This is a genomic window from Pseudomonas hefeiensis (assembly GCF_030687835.1).
Taxonomy (GTDB): Bacteria; Pseudomonadota; Gammaproteobacteria; order Pseudomonadales; family Pseudomonadaceae; genus Aquipseudomonas; species Aquipseudomonas hefeiensis.
On record NZ_CP117449.1, the window covers coordinates 1,982,358 to 1,998,632 of the forward strand.

Annotated in this window: 9 protein-coding genes; 1 reads left to right on the top strand and 8 read right to left on the bottom strand. The window is 62.6% G+C overall.

Annotated features, from left to right (window positions below; translation table 11 throughout):
• Window positions 1-1,303 precede the first annotated feature (1,303 nt).
• The 5 genes from PSH57_RS08710 to pvdM all read right to left on the bottom strand — a co-directional run bounded on the left by PSH57_RS08710 (window position 1,304) and on the right by pvdM (window position 10,908).
• Entirely contained in the window at window positions 1,304-5,461 is a 4,158-nt protein-coding gene (locus PSH57_RS08710) for an amino acid adenylation domain-containing protein (RefSeq protein WP_305389003.1), read from the bottom strand.
• A 14-nt stretch (window positions 5,462-5,475) separates the two neighbouring features.
• On the bottom strand, window positions 5,476-7,134 hold the full coding sequence (locus tag PSH57_RS08715) for a cyclic peptide export ABC transporter (RefSeq protein ID WP_305389005.1): 1,659 nt from the start codon (window positions 7,132-7,134) through the stop codon (window positions 5,476-5,478).
• A gap of 226 nt (window positions 7,135-7,360) precedes the next feature.
• A complete protein-coding gene (gene pvdO, locus PSH57_RS08720; RefSeq protein WP_305389006.1) occupies window positions 7,361-8,236 on the bottom strand; it encodes a dihydropyoverdine dehydrogenase in 876 nt (291 codons plus the stop codon).
• Window positions 8,237-8,260: 24 nt separating this feature from the next.
• The gene (gene pvdN / locus PSH57_RS08725) at window positions 8,261-9,541 is read right to left on the bottom strand and encodes a pyoverdine-tailoring periplasmic protein PvdN (protein WP_305389008.1); all 1,281 of its coding nucleotides are present in this window, start codon (window positions 9,539-9,541) and stop codon (window positions 8,261-8,263) included.
• On the bottom strand, window positions 9,538-10,908 hold the full coding sequence (gene pvdM / locus PSH57_RS08730; protein ID WP_305389009.1) for a pyoverdine-tailoring dipeptidase-like protein PvdM: 1,371 nt from the start codon (window positions 10,906-10,908) through the stop codon (window positions 9,538-9,540). Before pvdM ends, pvdN begins: the two co-directional genes overlap by 4 nt.
• A 422-nt stretch (window positions 10,909-11,330) precedes the next feature.
• Between pvdM and pvdP the strand changes: the two genes are divergently transcribed.
• Window positions 11,331-12,947, top strand: coding sequence for a pyoverdine maturation tyrosinase PvdP (gene pvdP, locus PSH57_RS08735; RefSeq protein ID WP_305389010.1), 1,617 nt, complete (start codon window positions 11,331-11,333; stop codon window positions 12,945-12,947).
• Window positions 12,948-13,147: 200 nt separating this feature from the next.
• On the opposite strand, the gene PSH57_RS08740 is transcribed toward pvdP, so the two are convergent.
• From PSH57_RS08740 to PSH57_RS08750, 3 genes are all read right to left on the bottom strand, one after another.
• A complete protein-coding gene (locus tag PSH57_RS08740; protein WP_305389011.1) occupies window positions 13,148-13,474 on the bottom strand; it encodes a DUF6124 family protein in 327 nt (108 codons plus the stop codon).
• A gap of 527 nt (window positions 13,475-14,001) precedes the next feature.
• Entirely contained in the window at window positions 14,002-14,328 is a 327-nt protein-coding gene (locus PSH57_RS08745) for a DUF6124 family protein (protein WP_305389012.1), read from the bottom strand.
• Window positions 14,329-14,873: 545 nt separating this feature from the next.
• Window positions 14,874-16,268, bottom strand: coding sequence for an efflux transporter outer membrane subunit (locus PSH57_RS08750; RefSeq protein ID WP_305389013.1), 1,395 nt, complete (start codon window positions 16,266-16,268; stop codon window positions 14,874-14,876).
• Between the last annotated feature and the right edge of the window lie 7 nt (window positions 16,269-16,275).

A 16,275-nucleotide genomic window follows, 5' to 3' on the forward strand; every position in this document is an offset into this window, starting at 1 on the left:
CTTTTGGCAAACGCCCCAAAAGTAACCAAAAGGTCTTGCCCCACCACTCGGCACCTCGCCTAGGCTCGGTGTGCCCGAACGCAGGCATTGCTCCGTGTGCCCGCCGCGAAGGGCCATCCATGGCCCAGCGCGGCTATCCCGGCATCCATGCCGGGATGCCCACTGCGCAACACCTGCGTTCGGCCAGCGTGGTTAACGGGGCCCCCAGATCAAAATCAAAAGCGAGGCGGCCTGACAGCCGGCCTGTTTCTTGCGGGTGTCCGCCCATCCGACCTGTTTGAGCAGGACCTGTGGGAGCAAAGCTTGCTCGCGAGGCGGCCTGACAGCCGGCCTGTCTCTTGCGGGTGTACCCCCATCAGATCTGTTTGAGCAGGACCTGTGGGAGCAAAGCTTGCTCGCGAGGCGGCCTGACAGCCGGCCTGTCTCTTGCGGGTGTACCCCCATCAGATCTGTTTGAGCAGGAGCTGTGGGAGCAAAGCTTGCTCGCGAGGCGGCCTGACAGCCGGCCTGTCTCTTTCGGGTGTACACCCATCCGACCTGTTTGAGCAGGACCTGTGGGAGCAAAGCTTGCTCGCGAGGCGGCCTGATAGCCGGCCTGTCTCTTGCGGGTGTACCCCCATCAGATCTGTTTGAGCAGGACCTGTGGGAGCAAAGCTTGCTCGCGAGGCGGCCTGACAGCCGGCCTGTCTCTTGCGGGTGTACCCCCATCAGATCTGTTTGAGCAGGACCTGTGGGAGCAAAGCTTGCTCGCGAGGCGGCCTGACAGCCGGCCTGTCTCTTGCGGGTGTACCCCCATCAGACCTGTTTGAGCAGGGCCTGTGGGAGCAAAGCTTGCTCGCGAGGCGGCCTGACAGCCGGCCTGTCTCTTTCGGGTGTACACCCATCCGACCTGTTTGAGCAGGACCTGTGGGAGCAAAGCTTGCTCGCGAGGCGGCCTTATAGCCGACCTGCTCTTGCGGGGGGACTCAATCCAATTGTGGGAGCGGGCTTGCTCGCGAAAGCGGCGGGTCAGTTTGCGAGGATGTTGGATGTGCCTGCGTCATCGCGAGCAGGCTCGCTCCCACAGTTTTTGTGTCGTTTGCAGATGCTGTGAATATTCGCAACCCCATGTGGGAGCGAGCCTGCTCGCGATAGCGGTGGTTCAGGCACACCGGGCCTAAGCGAGGTGCCGAGTGGTGGGGCAGAAGCGCTTTGGCTACTTTCGCCTGGGCCGGCTTGCGGATTTTCGAAAGTGACCCGCCGTAACGGCGGAACCCTAAGTGGCCGTTACCGCAGCAACGGATATACACACCTACCCCAAGCGCTATTCCCCTTCTATCGTACTGGCCCAAAAAACCTCGACCAACGAATCAAGCAACCCGTCATCAAAAATCATACTGCGGTGAGGCAACGGCGAATGCAGCGAGCATTGCAGCTCCCCGGTCAGGCTGTAGCCCTTGATCAAGGCTTCGCAGAATGCCAGTTCTTCCGGGGTTTTTTCCGCTTGTGTCCACCAGCAACTGGGGCGTACCCGTACCGGTTTGAAGGTGAACCCGTCGAAGGCTTCCAGCAAACGATCATGCACGGAAAACGCCTGGGCGTTCATGACTTCATCCTTGACGCTCTGCACGATCGCCAGCAAGTCGCCTCTCTGCGGCTCGATCTGGCTGGCGGCCCAGTCATGGAATGCCTTGACCGTGCTCTCGGGTTGCTCACGCCGATAAATCGCCGTGCGTTCCGTAAGGGTCGGAAACAGCAGGTCGAAGTATTCGATGGCTTCAATCAGGTCCTGGGAGGCCGGATCGGCTTTTTCCAGGTCTGGCAGATGCCGATGACGCGGCAACGCTGCCGGATACAAATGCTCGGGAACCGTGCTGTCCACCAGGCCGAGAAAACTCACGGTGTGGCCCTGGCTTTCCAGCAGGGCCGCGATGTCCAGTGCTATGGCGCCGCCCAATGACCAGCCCATCAAGGCATAAGGGCCTTGCGGCTGGGTCTTGACGATTTCCTGGCTGTAATCGGCGATCATCTCGCGCCAGGCTTCAGGCCCGGCATGCGGTTCACTGAAGCCGCGGTGCATGACGCCAAAGGTGCGTGCCCGATGTTGGAGTTTGCGCGCCAGCGGCTGGTAACAGAACACGATGCCGCCGCTGGGGTGCAGGCAAAATAACTGCGGTGCGCTGGCCGGTGCGTTGTTCAGTTCGACCAGGCATTGGGTCTGTTCCCGATGTTTTTGCGAAATGAACAGGGCCAGCTCGGCGACGCTCGGGTTGGCCAGCAACTCTTGCAGCCGCACGCTGATATTCAGGCGTGCCTTAAAGCTGGCAATCAGTTCGATCGCCAGGATCGAATGCCCGCCCAGTTCAAAGAAGCTGTCGTTGACACCCACGCGCGCAACCTTGAGGGACTGTTGCCAGAGCTGTGCCAGGGCTTCTTCCAGCTGAGTGCGAGGCGCCAGGTAATGGGAATGCCAAAGACCGGCGTCGGGTTCCGGCAAGGCCTTGCGGTCGAGCTTGCCATTGGCATTGAGGGGGAAATGATCGATGAACAGCAGGTGGCTGGGCACCATGTAGTCCGGCAACTGCGCTTTGAGTGCGCTCAACAAGCCTTCTCGTAACTCGGCCGTGGCCGGTTGCGCGGCAATCACGTAGGCGACCAGCTGCAGGCCGCCCGGGCCTTCATGGGTCAACACAATACCGTCTTGCACCGCCGGCAGCATTTGCAGGCGCGCCTGGATTTCCCCCAGCTCGATGCGGAACCCGCGAATCTTGACCTGATGATCCAGGCGTCCGATGTATTCGATGCTGCCGTCGGTGCGGTAGCGGGCCAGATCCCCGGTGCGATAGAGGCGGCCACCCGGCAGCGGGTCGAACGGGTCGGGGATGAAGCGGGTGGCGGTCAGGTCGGCGCGTCGGTGATAGCCGCGGGCCAGGCCGGCCCGGCCAACGTATAGCTCACCGATGCAACCCTTGGGCACCGGGTTCAGATGAGCGTCGAGCAGATACCAGGACAGGTCGACTATGGGTTCGCCGATGGGGCTTGCGGCCTCGCTGTGCAAGTCACTCATCGACAACGGCCGCCAGGTGACATGCACAGTCGTTTCCGTGATGCCATACATATTGATCAGTTGCGGCGTCTGGTCGCCGAAGCGTTCGAACCAGGGGCGAAGACTCTGTACATCGATCGCTTCGCCGCCGAAAATTACCTGTCGTAACCGGTGGACAAGAGGTTGCCCAGGCTCGCAGGCGACCTGTAACAGCGACTTGAACGCCGAAGGTGTCTGGTTGAGCACCGTGACGTTTTCCTGGCAAAGCAGGGCATGGAAATCCTCCGGCGAACGGCTCACGGCGTGGGGCACGATGACCAATCGGCCGCCGTGCAGCAGGGCGCCGAAGATCTCCCACACGGAAAAGTCGAAGGCATAGGAATGGAACAGGCACCAGACATCCTGATGATCGAAGCTGAACCAGTGGTCCGTGGCTTGGAACAATCGGCTGACGTTGTGGTGCGCCAGCAGTGCGCCTTTGGGTTGGCCGGTCGAGCCTGAGGTGTAAATCACGTAGGCCAGGTTATCCGGGTCCATCGGCACATTCGGATTGTGCTCGGGATAGGGGCTATTGGTCTCGACCGAATCCAGCAACAGACAGTTGATGTCAGCGGGCAGCGCCAGCGATTCCCGCAGATGAGCCTGGGTCAGGATCTGCGTGACGCCGCTGTCCGCGATCATGTAAGCCAGGCGGTCGGCCGGGTAGGCGGGGTCCAGCGGCACGTAGGCGCCACCGGCCTTGAGGATCGCCAGCAGGCCGATGATCATCTGTGGCGTACGCTCGCCGGCGATGCCGACCAGCACGTCGGGCCCGACGCCTTGCTCGATCAGCCGATGGGCCAGTTGGTTGGCCTTTCGGTTGAGTTCGGCATAGCTCATGTGCTGCCCTTCAAAGGTCAGGGCGATGGCGTCGCCTGTGCTGGCGGCGTGGGTTTCGATCAACCGGTGCAGACACTGTTCGCTGCGCAGTTGGGTCGGCTGACGGTTCCAGTCGCCCAGGCTTTTTCGGTGTTCATCGGCGCTCAACAATTGCAGTTCGCCGAGCGCGCATCCAGGCGTCTCGACCAGGCCCCGCAGCAGGTTCTGCCAGTGGCCGGCCATGCGCTCGATGGTCTCTGCGCGGTACAGATCACGGCTGTATTCGAACGTTGCCAGCACCTGTTGCTGGGAATAATCGACATCCAGCGACAGGTCGAACTTGGCCTGGTTGTCACCGGTACTGAGAAACTCCAGCGTCAGTTGACCCAGGCTTGGCGCCGACGGTGAGGACGAGCCGGTGCGCCAGTTGAACAAGACCTGGAACAGCGGGTTAGAGTCCTGCACGCCGGGGCGTTGCAGTTGATCAAGGATCAGTTCCAGCGGGTAGTCGGCATGTTCCAGCGCGGCGAGCGACTGCGCGCGCAGGTCCCGGAGGAAATCCAGCGCGCTGCGGGTCGAGTCGATCCGCGCCCGATACACCTGGCTGCTGACGAAAAATCCCACCAGATCCTGGCTCTCGTGGCTGTTGCGGTTGGCGTTCGGGACGCCGACGGTGAAGTCGTTTTGGTTGCTGTACCGAGCCAATAACAATTGCCAGGCCGCCAGCGCCACGACAAAAGGCGTAAGTCCCTCCCGCTGACAGAACGTATCCAAGGTCTGGACCATTTCCGGGTCAAGTGACACCTGCACGCGTCCGGCCATGTGGTGCTGATTGGCGGTGCGTGCAAACTCCTGAGGCAGTTCCAACGCCGGCAGCTCATGGCCCAGGTAGTCGCTCCAATAGGCGCCACTGCGGTGGCAGGCCGGGCTCTGCACATAGTCGCCACGTTGCCAGCTCGCGTAGTCGGCGTATTGCAGCGGCAACGACGGCAGCGTTGACGGATCGCCCAGCAAGGCCTGGGCATAGGCCATGGTCATGTCCTGCATGAGGATCGTGTTGGACCAGGCATCGGAAACGATGTGATGCATGTTGAGCAACAACACATGCTCGTCACTGCCCAGCCTGAGCAACATTGCCCGCATCAGCGGCGCCTGGGTCAGTTCGAACGGTTGTCGGGCGTGCTGTTCGATGCGCTGTGAAAGCGCCAACTCCCGTGTCGGCTGATCGAGCGTGGCGAGGTTCTCCCGGTGCACGATCAGGCTGGCGTTACGCTCGATCACCTGGGTGGCGGCGCCGTCGATTTCAGTGAACGCGGTGCGCAGGATGTCGTGTCGGTCGATGACGCGATTGAGTGCCTGCTCCAGAGCGTCGGCATCAAGGTCGCCCGTCAGGCGCAGGGCGCGCGGCAGGTTGTAGGCCGAACGGCTCGGGTCGCGCTGTTGCTCCAGCCACAAGCGCTGCTGGGCGAAGGACAAGGGCGCGCGGTCCGGCCTGCTGCGGCTGGAGCGGGCTTGCATGGCGTCAGCGTCCTCCTCCAGCAGCAGGGTCAGCAGGTCATCATCTAGCAATGGGTTCATGGTGTTCTCGCGGTTCAGGCAAAGGCTGCGGGGGCTTTTTCACTGATGACCTGACCGGCCTGCATCCGGACCAGTTGATCGGCGATGTCGAAATAGCGGTCGTCGTGGGAAATGACGATGATGGTTTTGCCCAGCGCCTTCAGCTCCGGCAGCAGTTCGGTATAGAAAACGCGGCGGAACACCGGATCCTGGTCGGCGGCCCATTCATCGAACACCAGCACTGGGCGCTCCTCAAGCCAGGCGTTGAGCAACGCCAGGCGTTTGCGCTGGCCGGTGGAAAGATCGGTGGTGCTGAAGGCGCCGTCCTGAATGCGAACCTTATGAGCGATTTCCAGGCGCTCCAGGTAGCGGTTGGCGTCGTCAGGCACCTGCTGGTCACCCTGAACCAGGTCATCGAACAGGTAATAGTCAGCAAAAATCGTGGTGAACAACTGGCGATAATCGTCCCGCTGCGTGGCCCCTACCGGCGCGCCGTCCAGGAGGATTTCGCCGCCCTGGGGGAAATAGAGGCCCAGCAGCAGTTTGATCAGCGTGGTCTTGCCGCCACCGTTTTCACCGACGATGAACACAATGTCGCCCTGGGCGATGGACAGGTTGACCGGTCCCAGGGCGAAGGGTTGGCTGCCTTCGACCGCCGGGAAGGCGTAGTGCACATCACGCAGTTCAAGCTGCTGGAGCGTTGGCCTGGAAAGGCTCTTGTCGTCCAGCAGCAGGTGCGGCTCCGGTGAGGAAAACTGCTCGTCCAGCTCGGCGATGCGCTTGAAGGCAATGTTTGCCCGGCTGATGACCGGCAAGGTCATCACCAGGTATTCCAGCGGGCCCTTCATGTACAGCAGCACCAGCACGAAACCGCTAAGCACGGCCTTGTCGGTGCCCAGCCACAGCGATTGCAGGGCCAGCACCAGGCCGATGACCACAAAAAACAGCATCGAGCCGAAGGTCTTGGCCATCACGAAGGTGTTGACCGCGCGAATATTGGTGTCGCAGATATTGTCGGCGGTGGCTTCGATGCGCTGGCTGAACATGCGCTGGCGGCGTGGGCGATGAATGCGCAGTTCCTTGGCGCCGGCGGCGATTGCACTGTAGTGTTTTTGCAGCGCGTCTTCGGCCTCGCGGGCGGCTTCGAACCCCCTGATTCCACGAGCCCGGGCCAGGTATTGCACGACCGTGCCGATCACCAGCGCCACCAGCAGCAGCAAGAACATCGGCAGTGACAGGTAGGCCAGATAAACCAGGCAACCGAGGGTCACGGTGAAGGCGATGGCCAGCGGTGCGAACGAAAACGCGAAATTGCTGACGGTGTTGACGTCGTGGGTCAGTACCGGGATGAGCCGGTGGCTGCGATAACGTTCGATCTGTTCGATGGGCGCCAGCAGCACCTTCTTGCCCAGGGATTTACGCAACCCGGCGATGATGTTCTGACCGACGTGGTTGCTACCGATGTCCGATAGAATCGAGGTCAGCAGCGCCACCGCGCAGAGCACCACGAACGTTACCAGCGTCTGGGCTGTGGGTTTGGCCGCGGCGTTCAGGGCGTCGTTGATGGTCGCCAGCAGGGCGGTGATGCTCAGGCCGCCAAGCATGCCCAAGAGGATGGAGCCTACGACAATCAGCCGGAAGGGTTTGAGCAGGGTGAACAGTTCGTTGATCACCCCGCGTGTTGGTTGGCTCATGGAGGTTTCCCTGCTTGTTGAAAAGGGCGAAGGCCATCACGGGTGGTCGCCGGGAGGGCTTTAGGGCGCAGGCGCGCTGGGTTGGGTTGTGCCCATCTTTAGAACGATTGGAGGGCAGAGGAATTTATCCTGTGGGAGCAAGGCTTGCCCGCGATGCAGACACCTCGATTTCACAGAAAACCGCGTTGCCTTCATCGCGAGCAAGCTTTGCTCCCACAGGGGGCGCCTACATATCCCGCGCCACCCGAAAGCCGATCCAGTCACCCCGATTGCCCGGCACCAGCGCGTTACGGTTGCCGGAGCGGGAGAACACCGGTGCCTCGCCCCAGTCGTTGCCGCGGATGCGCTTGAACTCGCATTTGCCAGTCAGCCAGGCGCTGCCGTCGCTTGGGGCACCGACGTAGTTTTCGTTGTAGCAATCGGCCGTCCATTCATAGATGTTGCCGTGCATGTCGTACACGCCGAAGGCGTTGGGCGCGAAGCTGCCGGCCGGGGCGGTGAAGTTGTAGCCGTCGGCCGCGCCGTAGGTGTTGGCGTGCTGGGCGATGCTGTATTCCTTGCCCTCGTCGAACGGGAAGGGGAACGGGCCGGTGCTGCCGCCGCGTGCGGCGTATTCGCGCAGGGACTCGCTGACCAAGCGGTATGGCTTGCCGGTTTTTTTCGACAACCAGGCCACGTAAGCGTTGGCCTCTTCGAAGTTCATGCACACCGCCGGGTGCCGATCGGTGTATTGCTTGCGTGGGTCGCTGCCCTGGTAGTCCGGGATGCCAGCCTTGCACGCGCGGCCGGGACGTTTATCCCCGTCGGGCATCGAGTAGCCGGTGTCGCGCAGGTAGGCGAACCATTCGCCTTTCAATACCTGGAAGCGGCTGATGGCCAAAGGCTTGTCGAAGGTCACTGGGTGAATCGGGCCTTCATCGGGTTCGCGACCCACCTCGTCTTCCGCGGTGCCCATCTGAAAGGTGCCGGTGGGCAGCACGACCATCTCAGGGCAGTCCTTGCAGTCGCGAAAGACCTGGCCCGGTTGCGACGCCTGGGCGCCTGACGGCAGCAGGGCGGCGAGGGCCAGTGCCGGGAATAGCGTCAACGAAAAACTGTTCATCCATCTCTCTCGATAAAGTCAGATTCAGAGTGTCTTGCCCAGCAAGCCCATGAAGCGATCGATCTCGGCTTCGGTGTTGAGCAGGCCCGGCGCGGTTCGAATGACCGGCCCGGCGTCGCGATGCACGGCGTCGGCGATCACCCGGTTTTGCATCAGGTAGGCGGCGATCTCATCGCTCTTGCGACCCTTGACCCGGAAGAAGGTGAAACCGGCCGACAAGTCCGGGCTCATGGGCGTGACCAGCTCGATTTGCGGCAGTGCCAGCAGCTGTTTTTTCAAATAGGTATTGAGCGCGTGAATGCGCGCCTGCACCTCGGCTTTGCCCAGTTGCAGGTGCAGCTTGAACGCTTCGTCCGCCGCCCAGCGATGCTCGAAGGCGTGGTAGCCGCCGGGCGTCAGGGTGGTGGAAAACGCCGTGGCTTCGGAGAAGGTCGGGATGATCGGCGTGACGTACTTGAGCTCTTCGCTACGGCTGCACACCAGGCCGGTGCCCCGGGGGCCGAACATCCATTTGTGGGTGCCGGCGATGAAGAAGTCGCAATTCATCGCTGGGAAGCTCAGGTCTTCAACACCGAAGCCGTGCACGCCGTCCACCACGTAGACGATGCGCTGCTCATCGTTGCGGCCCTGGTTGTGCTTGTCCACCAGCGCGCCGATCTTGTCGATTGGCAGCTTCACGCCGCTGCCCGAATGCACCCAAGTCATGCCGAGTACGCGGGTTTGCGGACGGATGTTGCGGTCGATGGCGCTCAGGATTTCCTCGTGGCTGGCGTTGTGGGCGTTCTCGAACAGTTTGATCTTGCGCACCCGGGTGCCGTCCCGTTGGCTGCGCAAATCCAGGATGGTATGGGTGGCGTAATGTTCGTGGGCGGTGCTGAGGATCTCCTGGTCGGCTGCCACATGGACGCCGCCGTAGATCATCGCCAGGCCCTCGGTGGTGCTGCCGGTGAGAGCGATCTGCGCAGGGTTCGCTTGCAAGTAGCGGCCGGCCCAGGCCCGCACATTTTCCTCGCGCTCCTCGGTGACGCCCAGGTCCCAGTCCATCAGCAGCCCCGGGTTTTTATCCAGGGCCGCGCGATGCCTGTCGATGGCCTCACGTACCGGGCGCGGGTGGGTGGTGACCAGGAAATTGGAGAAGTGCAGGTAGTCCGGGTCCTGGTTGAACAGCGAGCGCAACTGCGCCCATTTATCCCGGGGCAATGGCGGCAGCGGATCGGCAATGGCCGGGGCGGGAAGACTGGCGGTCAGCGGCAGGCCGGCGGCCAGGATCCCGGCCTGCTTGAGGAAGGTCCGGCGCTCATTCATGGCTGGGCGGCCCCCCGGGTCGAGGCCACGGCAGGCCGGGCGGCTTGCTGGACCTGATCCCAGACCCGCAGAAAGTTGCCGCCCCACAGTTTGGCGATGTCCGCTTCGGAGTAGCCGCGGGTCAGCAGTTCGGCGGTGACGTTGCGGATCTCACCCACGTCTTCCCAGCCCTTGACGCCGCCGCCTTCGTTGAAGTCCGAACTGATGCCGACATGGTCGATGCCGATCTTGCGCACGGTGTAATCGATGGCGTCGCCCAGGTCCTTGAGGCTGGCCTTGGGTTCCTCCTCCAGAATGCCGTAGAGCTGGCCGGCGTATTCACCGAATTTCTGTTCCGGCCACGCGGCGATGATCGGATCGCCCGGCATCAGCGCCATGGCCAGGTTGGGCAGCGGTGGCAGGTCGAAACGTTGGCGCAGGTCGTTGAGTCTGTCCTGGGTCTTTTGCGTCAGCGGGCGCAGGTATTGGGAGAAACCGACGATCTGCACCACGCCACCGCTGGCCTTGATCAGCTGCATTTCCTTGTCGCTGAGGTTGCGCGGGATATCCACCATCGCCCGAGGCGCGGAATGGGAGGCCACCAAGGGCGTGCGGCTCAGGTGCGCAACTTGCTCGAGGGCCTGGGTCGACATCTGCGAGACGTCGATGATCACGCCCAGGTCGTTCAGGCGCGCCACCGCTTGCTTGCCAAGATCCGACAGGCCGCCGAGGGCATCGGGTGAGTCGTTGAAGAACGGCAGTGGACGCGAGGAGTCGGCCCAGTCGTTGTTGCCGATGTAACTGAAGCCGAACATGCGCATGCCGCGCGCCGTCCACAGGTCCAGCAGGCTCAGGTCATGGCCCAGCGGATAGGCGTTGAGCATGCTGATGAAAATCGCGAACTTGCCTTCGCCATGCAGGCGCCGGAAATCATCCGGGGTGTAGGCGATGGCGACCTGGTTGGGAAAGTCGCGGACCATGCCGGTGATGATCTTGAAGCGCACTTCCTGCTGATTGCGCGCTTCCTCGACGAAGCCGGCGGTGGGTTTGTGCGGCGCGTTGGGGCCGTTCCACAGCTCCGGCCAGCCGAAGATCGTCAGGGCCGCGCCGGACAGGTGTCCGCGGTTGGCTTTGACCAGGTCGAACTGGCCGCTGCCATCCTTGTCTGCTTCGTTGCCGGCGGTGCCGAAATCCAGCGGTACGGAGATGTGGCTGTCGAAGGACAGCAGGCGCTCGTGCAGTTCCCTGGCCTCTTTCATCACTTTGACCGGATAGCCGGGGTTGTCTCGCCACCAGTGGTCCCAGGCCGCGAGGCCGCCACCGACCACCAGTGCAAGGGCCAGGGGCACGCCGATGAAGAGAGCTTTTTTCGAACGTGGTGTTGTCATTGCCGATCTCAGTCAGGTTCGCTGCGGGGGGCTTTGCTATCTGGGGAGAACGAGTGATCGGCGGGGAAATTTAGCTGAGCCTGATGGCCCCATCGCGAGCAAGCTTTGCTCCCACAGGTGACTGTGCTGAATTCCGGTGACTGTGTTGAATTGCACTGTGGGAGCAAAGCTTGCTCGCGAGGCGACCTTAGAGCCCACCAGCCTCTAACGAATGTACCCAGTTCCAATGTGGGAGCGGGCTTGCTCGCGAGGCGACCTTGCAGCCGACCAGTCTCTGCCGAATGTACCCGGAACCATTGTGGGAGCGAGCCTGCTCGCGATGAGGCCCTCGAGGCCGCCACAATGTTCCCTTTAAATTTGTCCCTCCACCCATCGTTCTAGCTTGGATACCGCCCGCCCCAGGGCCGAACACAGGTAAGGCAATGACGATTTCTCGACGATGGTTCTTGGCGGGCCTGGCGCTGACCGGTGCCGCCGTGCCTGCGGTGTATTACGGACATCGCGAACTGACCCGGCCGGACCCCACCGTCACCCCCGGCGAGGCCTCGTTCGATGTGGCGGACGTGGCGGGGCAGCGCCGGGCCGATACGTTGCGGGGTATCTGGACGATCCGTTTCTCAGGCAGCGACGCGGGCCTGGACGGTTTGCCCCAGGACGGTCTGCAAGTGTTCCTCGACATTGCCCACAAGGGCCGTGGCCTGGTGGGCTGCCTCGACACCGCTGAGCGGTTGCGCGCCGGTGATGAGCCGCGCTATCGAGTGTTGGGCGACTTGGCGGGGGATGACAAGAAACAATTGAGCTGGCGCCTGATCGGGACCCGGCAGGATGCGCCGGACTACGAATTCATCATGACCCTGGACGAAGTCTGGGCCGGCTTCGGCAATGCCGGCACCGCGACCCTCAGCGGTCGCGTGTTGCGCCTGGATCGCCCGCTGGCGTTGCCGGAACTCGACCATCAGTTCATCGCCCGCAAGCTGCCGTTCCCCGAAGCCCGCGAGCGCACGCCGCTGAGCCCGCCGTTGCTGGCCTGGCTGGTGTCGCCGGAGCATCGGCTGTTCCATCAGCTCTGGCACGCCTCGCGGGACAAATGGCACAGCCTGGACGAAGACAAGCGCAACGCCCTGCGCGGCATTGGCTGGCAGCCCGGCCCACGGGACCATGAACGTGACGCTCGCGGCAAGCGCAAGGATCGTAACGGTTCGGGCGTGGATTTCTTTTTCATGCACCGGCACATGCTCGGCACGGCCCGTTCGTTCCAGCCGCTGCCTTCGTGGCCGCGCTTCCCGTTGCCGCAGCCGGAGCTGGAGCGTGATCGCCTGGGCTTTGCCCGGTATTTCGATAACCACGATGGCACGGCCTTGCCGCCCACCTGGCTGGCCAGCGGCGACGAGCAGTACGCCCAATGGGTGAGTGACATCAAGACTGCCGAGACCTATCACAGCAACTTCCAGGTCTGGGAATCGCGCTACCGCGACCCGCGCTACCTGTCGAAACTGACCCTTGGCCAGTTTGGCTCGGAAGTGGAACTGGGCCTGCATGACTGGCTGCACATGCGCTGGGCTTCGGTGCCTCGCGATCCTTCCAACGGCCACCCGGTGCCCTTCGCCCGCGACCCGGCCGACTTTGCCCAGCGCTGGTACGAACCGGAAAACGACTTTCTCGGCGACCCGTTTTCCTCCCATGTGAACCCGGTGTTCTGGGCCTTCCACGGCTGGATCGACGACCGCCTCGAAGACTGGTTCCGCGCTCACGAACGTTTCCATCCGGGGGAGGTGAGCCGGCTGGAAGTCAACGGCGTGCCCTGGTTCGCCCCCGGCCGCTGGGTAGAAATCGCCGACCCCTGGCTGGGCCCGGTCACCCACGGCTGCAGCACCACACCGGGGCTACAGGTCGGGCGTTCGGTGGAGATGGACCCGGAAACCATGAAACTGGCCCTGCGCATTACTTTCGGCAGCGACGATAAAAAACTCTCCGAACTGTTTCGCCGCGTGCCGCAACGGCCGTGGTATGCGCGTAATCTCAAGAGTAAGCCGGTGTAAAGCTTCGCTTCCCAAAGAAAACCAAAGCGAACGCTGTTGTGGCGAGGGGATTTATCCCCGCTGGGCTGCGCAGCAGCCCCATTAGCCGGCACCTCGGTGAATCAGTTGTTTTGAGTGCGCTGGTTTGGGGCTGCTTCGCAGCCCAGCGGGGATAAATCCCCTCGCCACAAATATCACTTGGCTTTAGCGGGCATGCGCCTTTAACGCGGCACAGCGATGTCCAGCGCACGGTTCGCCAGCAGCTCACTCAGCTCGACCATCTGCTGGATTCCCAGGGCAAAACTCCGCCGCGCGCCTTCCAGATCAAAGGCCAGTTCGTTGGCCATGACATTCACCGAGGCGAGGGTTTCGCTGAGGTTGGCCAGCAGGCATTCCAGGTTTGCGCCTTCAGCGACGGTGAACAACTGGCCCGGTGGCGGATTGGGTTTTTCAGGTTTGGGATCGAGGTAAAAGGCGAGGGCGCGGTCGGCGGCTTCGTTGAGTTTTTTGGCATCGTCTTCGGGGGGATTGGGGGTGATCTTGAACATGGTGTAACTCCTAGTATTCATTTTCAGGAGCCGACACCATCGCTACCAAACGATGGGGTGGCGGCCGTACGCGGGTTGGTAGACCGGAGCACTAGGAACCCGGCGCGCCCGAAGACGCCCTGCGCACGGCCACCATGAAACAGACGCCGAGACAGCATCTGTAGGAGGTGGCGCTTGCGCCTAGTTAACTCGCGGGCTACCAAACCCGATCGCTGAAATCAGCGACCCGGAAACAGTAAAAGCCACGAGCCAAGCGCACAAGCCGGCGGATTCTGGCGCAGTTGTAGGCAACGGCGCAAGGCAGCGTAGCCTCGCTCGGGAGTCCTACATGGCCGGATAAACAGAACCCAAGCCGAACAGACTATGTGTGGCTAGAAGATTGATCTGTGGGAGCAAGGCTTGCCCGCGATGCAGGCACCTCGGTCCTCCTGAAACCGTGTCGCCTGTATCGCGGGCAAGCCTTGCTCCCACAGGGGATAAGTTTCCCTCCCCTTCATTTGTCACTTGGCTTGAAGGGAGGGGAACACCTAGCGCGGCGCGGCGATGTCCAGCGCACGGTTCGCCAGCAGCTCACTCAGCTCGACCATCTGCTGGATTCCCAGGACAAAACTCCGCCGCGCGCCTTCCAGATCAAAGGCCAGTTCGTTGGCCATGACATTCACCGAGGCGCGGGTTTCGCTGAGGTTGGCCAGCAGGCATTCCAGGTCTGCGCCTTCCGCGACGGTGAACAACTGGTCCGGTGGTGGATTGGGTTTTTCAGGTTTGGGATCGAGGTAAAAGGCGAGGGCGCGGTCGGCGGCTTCGTCGAGTTTTTTGGCATCGTCTTCGGGGGGATTGGGGGTGATCTTGAACATGGTGCAGCTCCTGATTATTCAAAGGGCGCTGCCAGACATCACTTGCAGATGATGGGGTGGCAGCTATGCGCGGGTCTGCAAGACCGGGAAACCAGGAACCCGGCAGACCCGAAGGTCTCCCGCACACAGCCGCCATTGAGCGACACGGATGTGTCGATTGGCTTGTGGCTATGCGCCTGGTATTTCGTCGGGCTTGCAGACCCGATCACTGATGGGCAGTGACGGGAAACAAGTTATCGACAGGGGTTAGGCGCACAAGCCGGCGGATTCTGGCGCAGTTGTAGGCAACGGCGCAAGGCAGCGTAGCCTCGCTCGGGAGTCCTACATGGCCCGATAAACAGAACCAAAGCCGGACATCATTTATGAAGATGGAATGATCTGTGGCGAGGGGATTTATCCCCGCTGGGCTGCGCAGCAGCCCCAAAAACCAGCGCACTCAAAACAACTGACACACCGAGTCGTTGGTTATGGGGCTGCTGCGCAGCCCAGCGGGGATAAATCCCCTCGCCACATCATGTCACTAGGCTTGAGGGTGGGTTCCAGGCCTACATCACCCGCCAACCCCCACCCAACGCCTTGTACAACGCCACGCTCGCCTGCACCCGCGCCAATCGCAATTGCACGTTCATGTCCTGGGCGGCGTACAGCGTGCGCTGGGTTTCCAGCACGGTGAGCAGGTCTTCGGCGCCGGCCTGGTAACGGCTCTGGGCGATGTCGAAGGCGCTCTGGGCCTGGTGCAGTTCTTCGCTTTGCCATTGCCGCTGCCGGTCGAGCCCATGGATGCCGTTCAGGGCTTTTTCGACGTCGGCGAAGCCGTTGATGATGGCGGCGCGGTAGAGCTCCAGCAGTTCTTCCTGGCGGGCGGTGGCTCGGTCGCGTTCGGCCTTGAGGCGTCCGTTGTTGAAGATCGGCGCGGCCAAACCTGCGGTGAGGTTGTAGACGTTGTTGCGCAGCAACTGCTCGGCAATGTCGGCGCCGGTCGCCACGCTCAGGCCCAGGGTCACGGAGGGCAGCATGGCCGCGCGGGCCACGCTGATGTCGGCCTGGGCGGCGGCGAGGCGGGCTTCGGCGGCGGCGATGTCGGGACGGCGACTGAGCAGGTCGCTGGGCACCCCGGCGTCGATGGCGGGCCAGTGCAAACGGTCGAAATTCTCATCGTCGAGTGTGACCGACTGCACCGGTTGCCCCAGCAGCGCCGCCAGGGTGATCAAGGCTTCCCGGGCCTGCTGCTGCACTTGAGGCAACCTGCGCTGTTGCGCCGCCACCAGGCTTTTTTGCTGGGACAGCTCCAGGGCCGTGGCACTGCCTGCGTCGTAGCGGGTTTGTACCAGGTCGAGCACGCTCTGGGCGTTGGCCAGGTTCAGCTCGGCGATGCGTTGCTGTTCGCGCAGGGACAGCGCCTGGGTGTAGCTGTTGGCGACAGCGCTGAGCAAGGTCAGCTCCACGGTCGCCCGGTCGAACTCGCTGGCCGACAGACTGCTCAGTGCGCTGTCCCGGGCCGCCCGTTTGCCGCCCCAGAAATCCAGCTCATAGCTGGCGCTGAGGTGGGCGTCGTAGTAGTCGATGGTGCGATTGTCCCGATTGACGTCCAGTTGGCTGTAACCCTTGCCCCGCAACAATTCCTGGCGAGTGCCGTTGAGCCCGGCCGTGATCTGTGGCAGCAGCGGAGCGCCGGCGATTACCGCGCCGGCCCGGGCCTGGCGTACCCGGGCGATGGCAGCGGCCAGGTCGTGGCTGTCCAGGCGGGCTTGTTCGATCAAGCGGTTCAATTGCGCACTGCCGAATTGCGTCCACCATTGCTGGTTGTCGGTGCGAGCAGTGGCGGTGTCGAAACTCTGCCAGGCCGGTGGCGGCTGGATGCCGCTGTCCGGCGCCGGCGCGGGGGTGCCGCAGGCGGCCAGCAACAGGCCGGCGGCCAGGAGGGTCAGGTGCGCTTTCATAGATTGA

What these genes read in the sequence shown, in the direction of transcription:
- PSH57_RS08710 (WP_305389003.1), bottom strand. Translation starts at nt 5,461, where the DNA reads ATGAACCCATTGCTAGATGATGACCTGCTGACCCTGCTGCTGGAGGAG.
- PSH57_RS08715 (WP_305389005.1), bottom strand. Translation starts at nt 7,134, where the DNA reads ATGAGCCAACCAACACGCGGGGTGATCAACGAACTGTTCACCCTGCTC.
- pvdO (WP_305389006.1), bottom strand. Translation starts at nt 8,236, where the DNA reads ATGAACAGTTTTTCGTTGACGCTATTCCCGGCACTGGCCCTCGCCGCC.
- pvdN (WP_305389008.1), bottom strand. Translation starts at nt 9,541, where the DNA reads ATGAATGAGCGCCGGACCTTCCTCAAGCAGGCCGGGATCCTGGCCGCC.
- pvdM (WP_305389009.1), bottom strand. Translation starts at nt 10,908, where the DNA reads ATGACAACACCACGTTCGAAAAAAGCTCTCTTCATCGGCGTGCCCCTG.
- pvdP (WP_305389010.1), top strand. Translation starts at nt 11,331, where the DNA reads ATGACGATTTCTCGACGATGGTTCTTGGCGGGCCTGGCGCTGACCGGT.
- PSH57_RS08740 (WP_305389011.1), bottom strand. Translation starts at nt 13,474, where the DNA reads ATGTTCAAGATCACCCCCAATCCCCCCGAAGACGATGCCAAAAAACTC.
- PSH57_RS08745 (WP_305389012.1), bottom strand. Translation starts at nt 14,328, where the DNA reads ATGTTCAAGATCACCCCCAATCCCCCCGAAGACGATGCCAAAAAACTC.
- PSH57_RS08750 (WP_305389013.1), bottom strand. Translation starts at nt 16,268, where the DNA reads ATGAAAGCGCACCTGACCCTCCTGGCCGCCGGCCTGTTGCTGGCCGCC.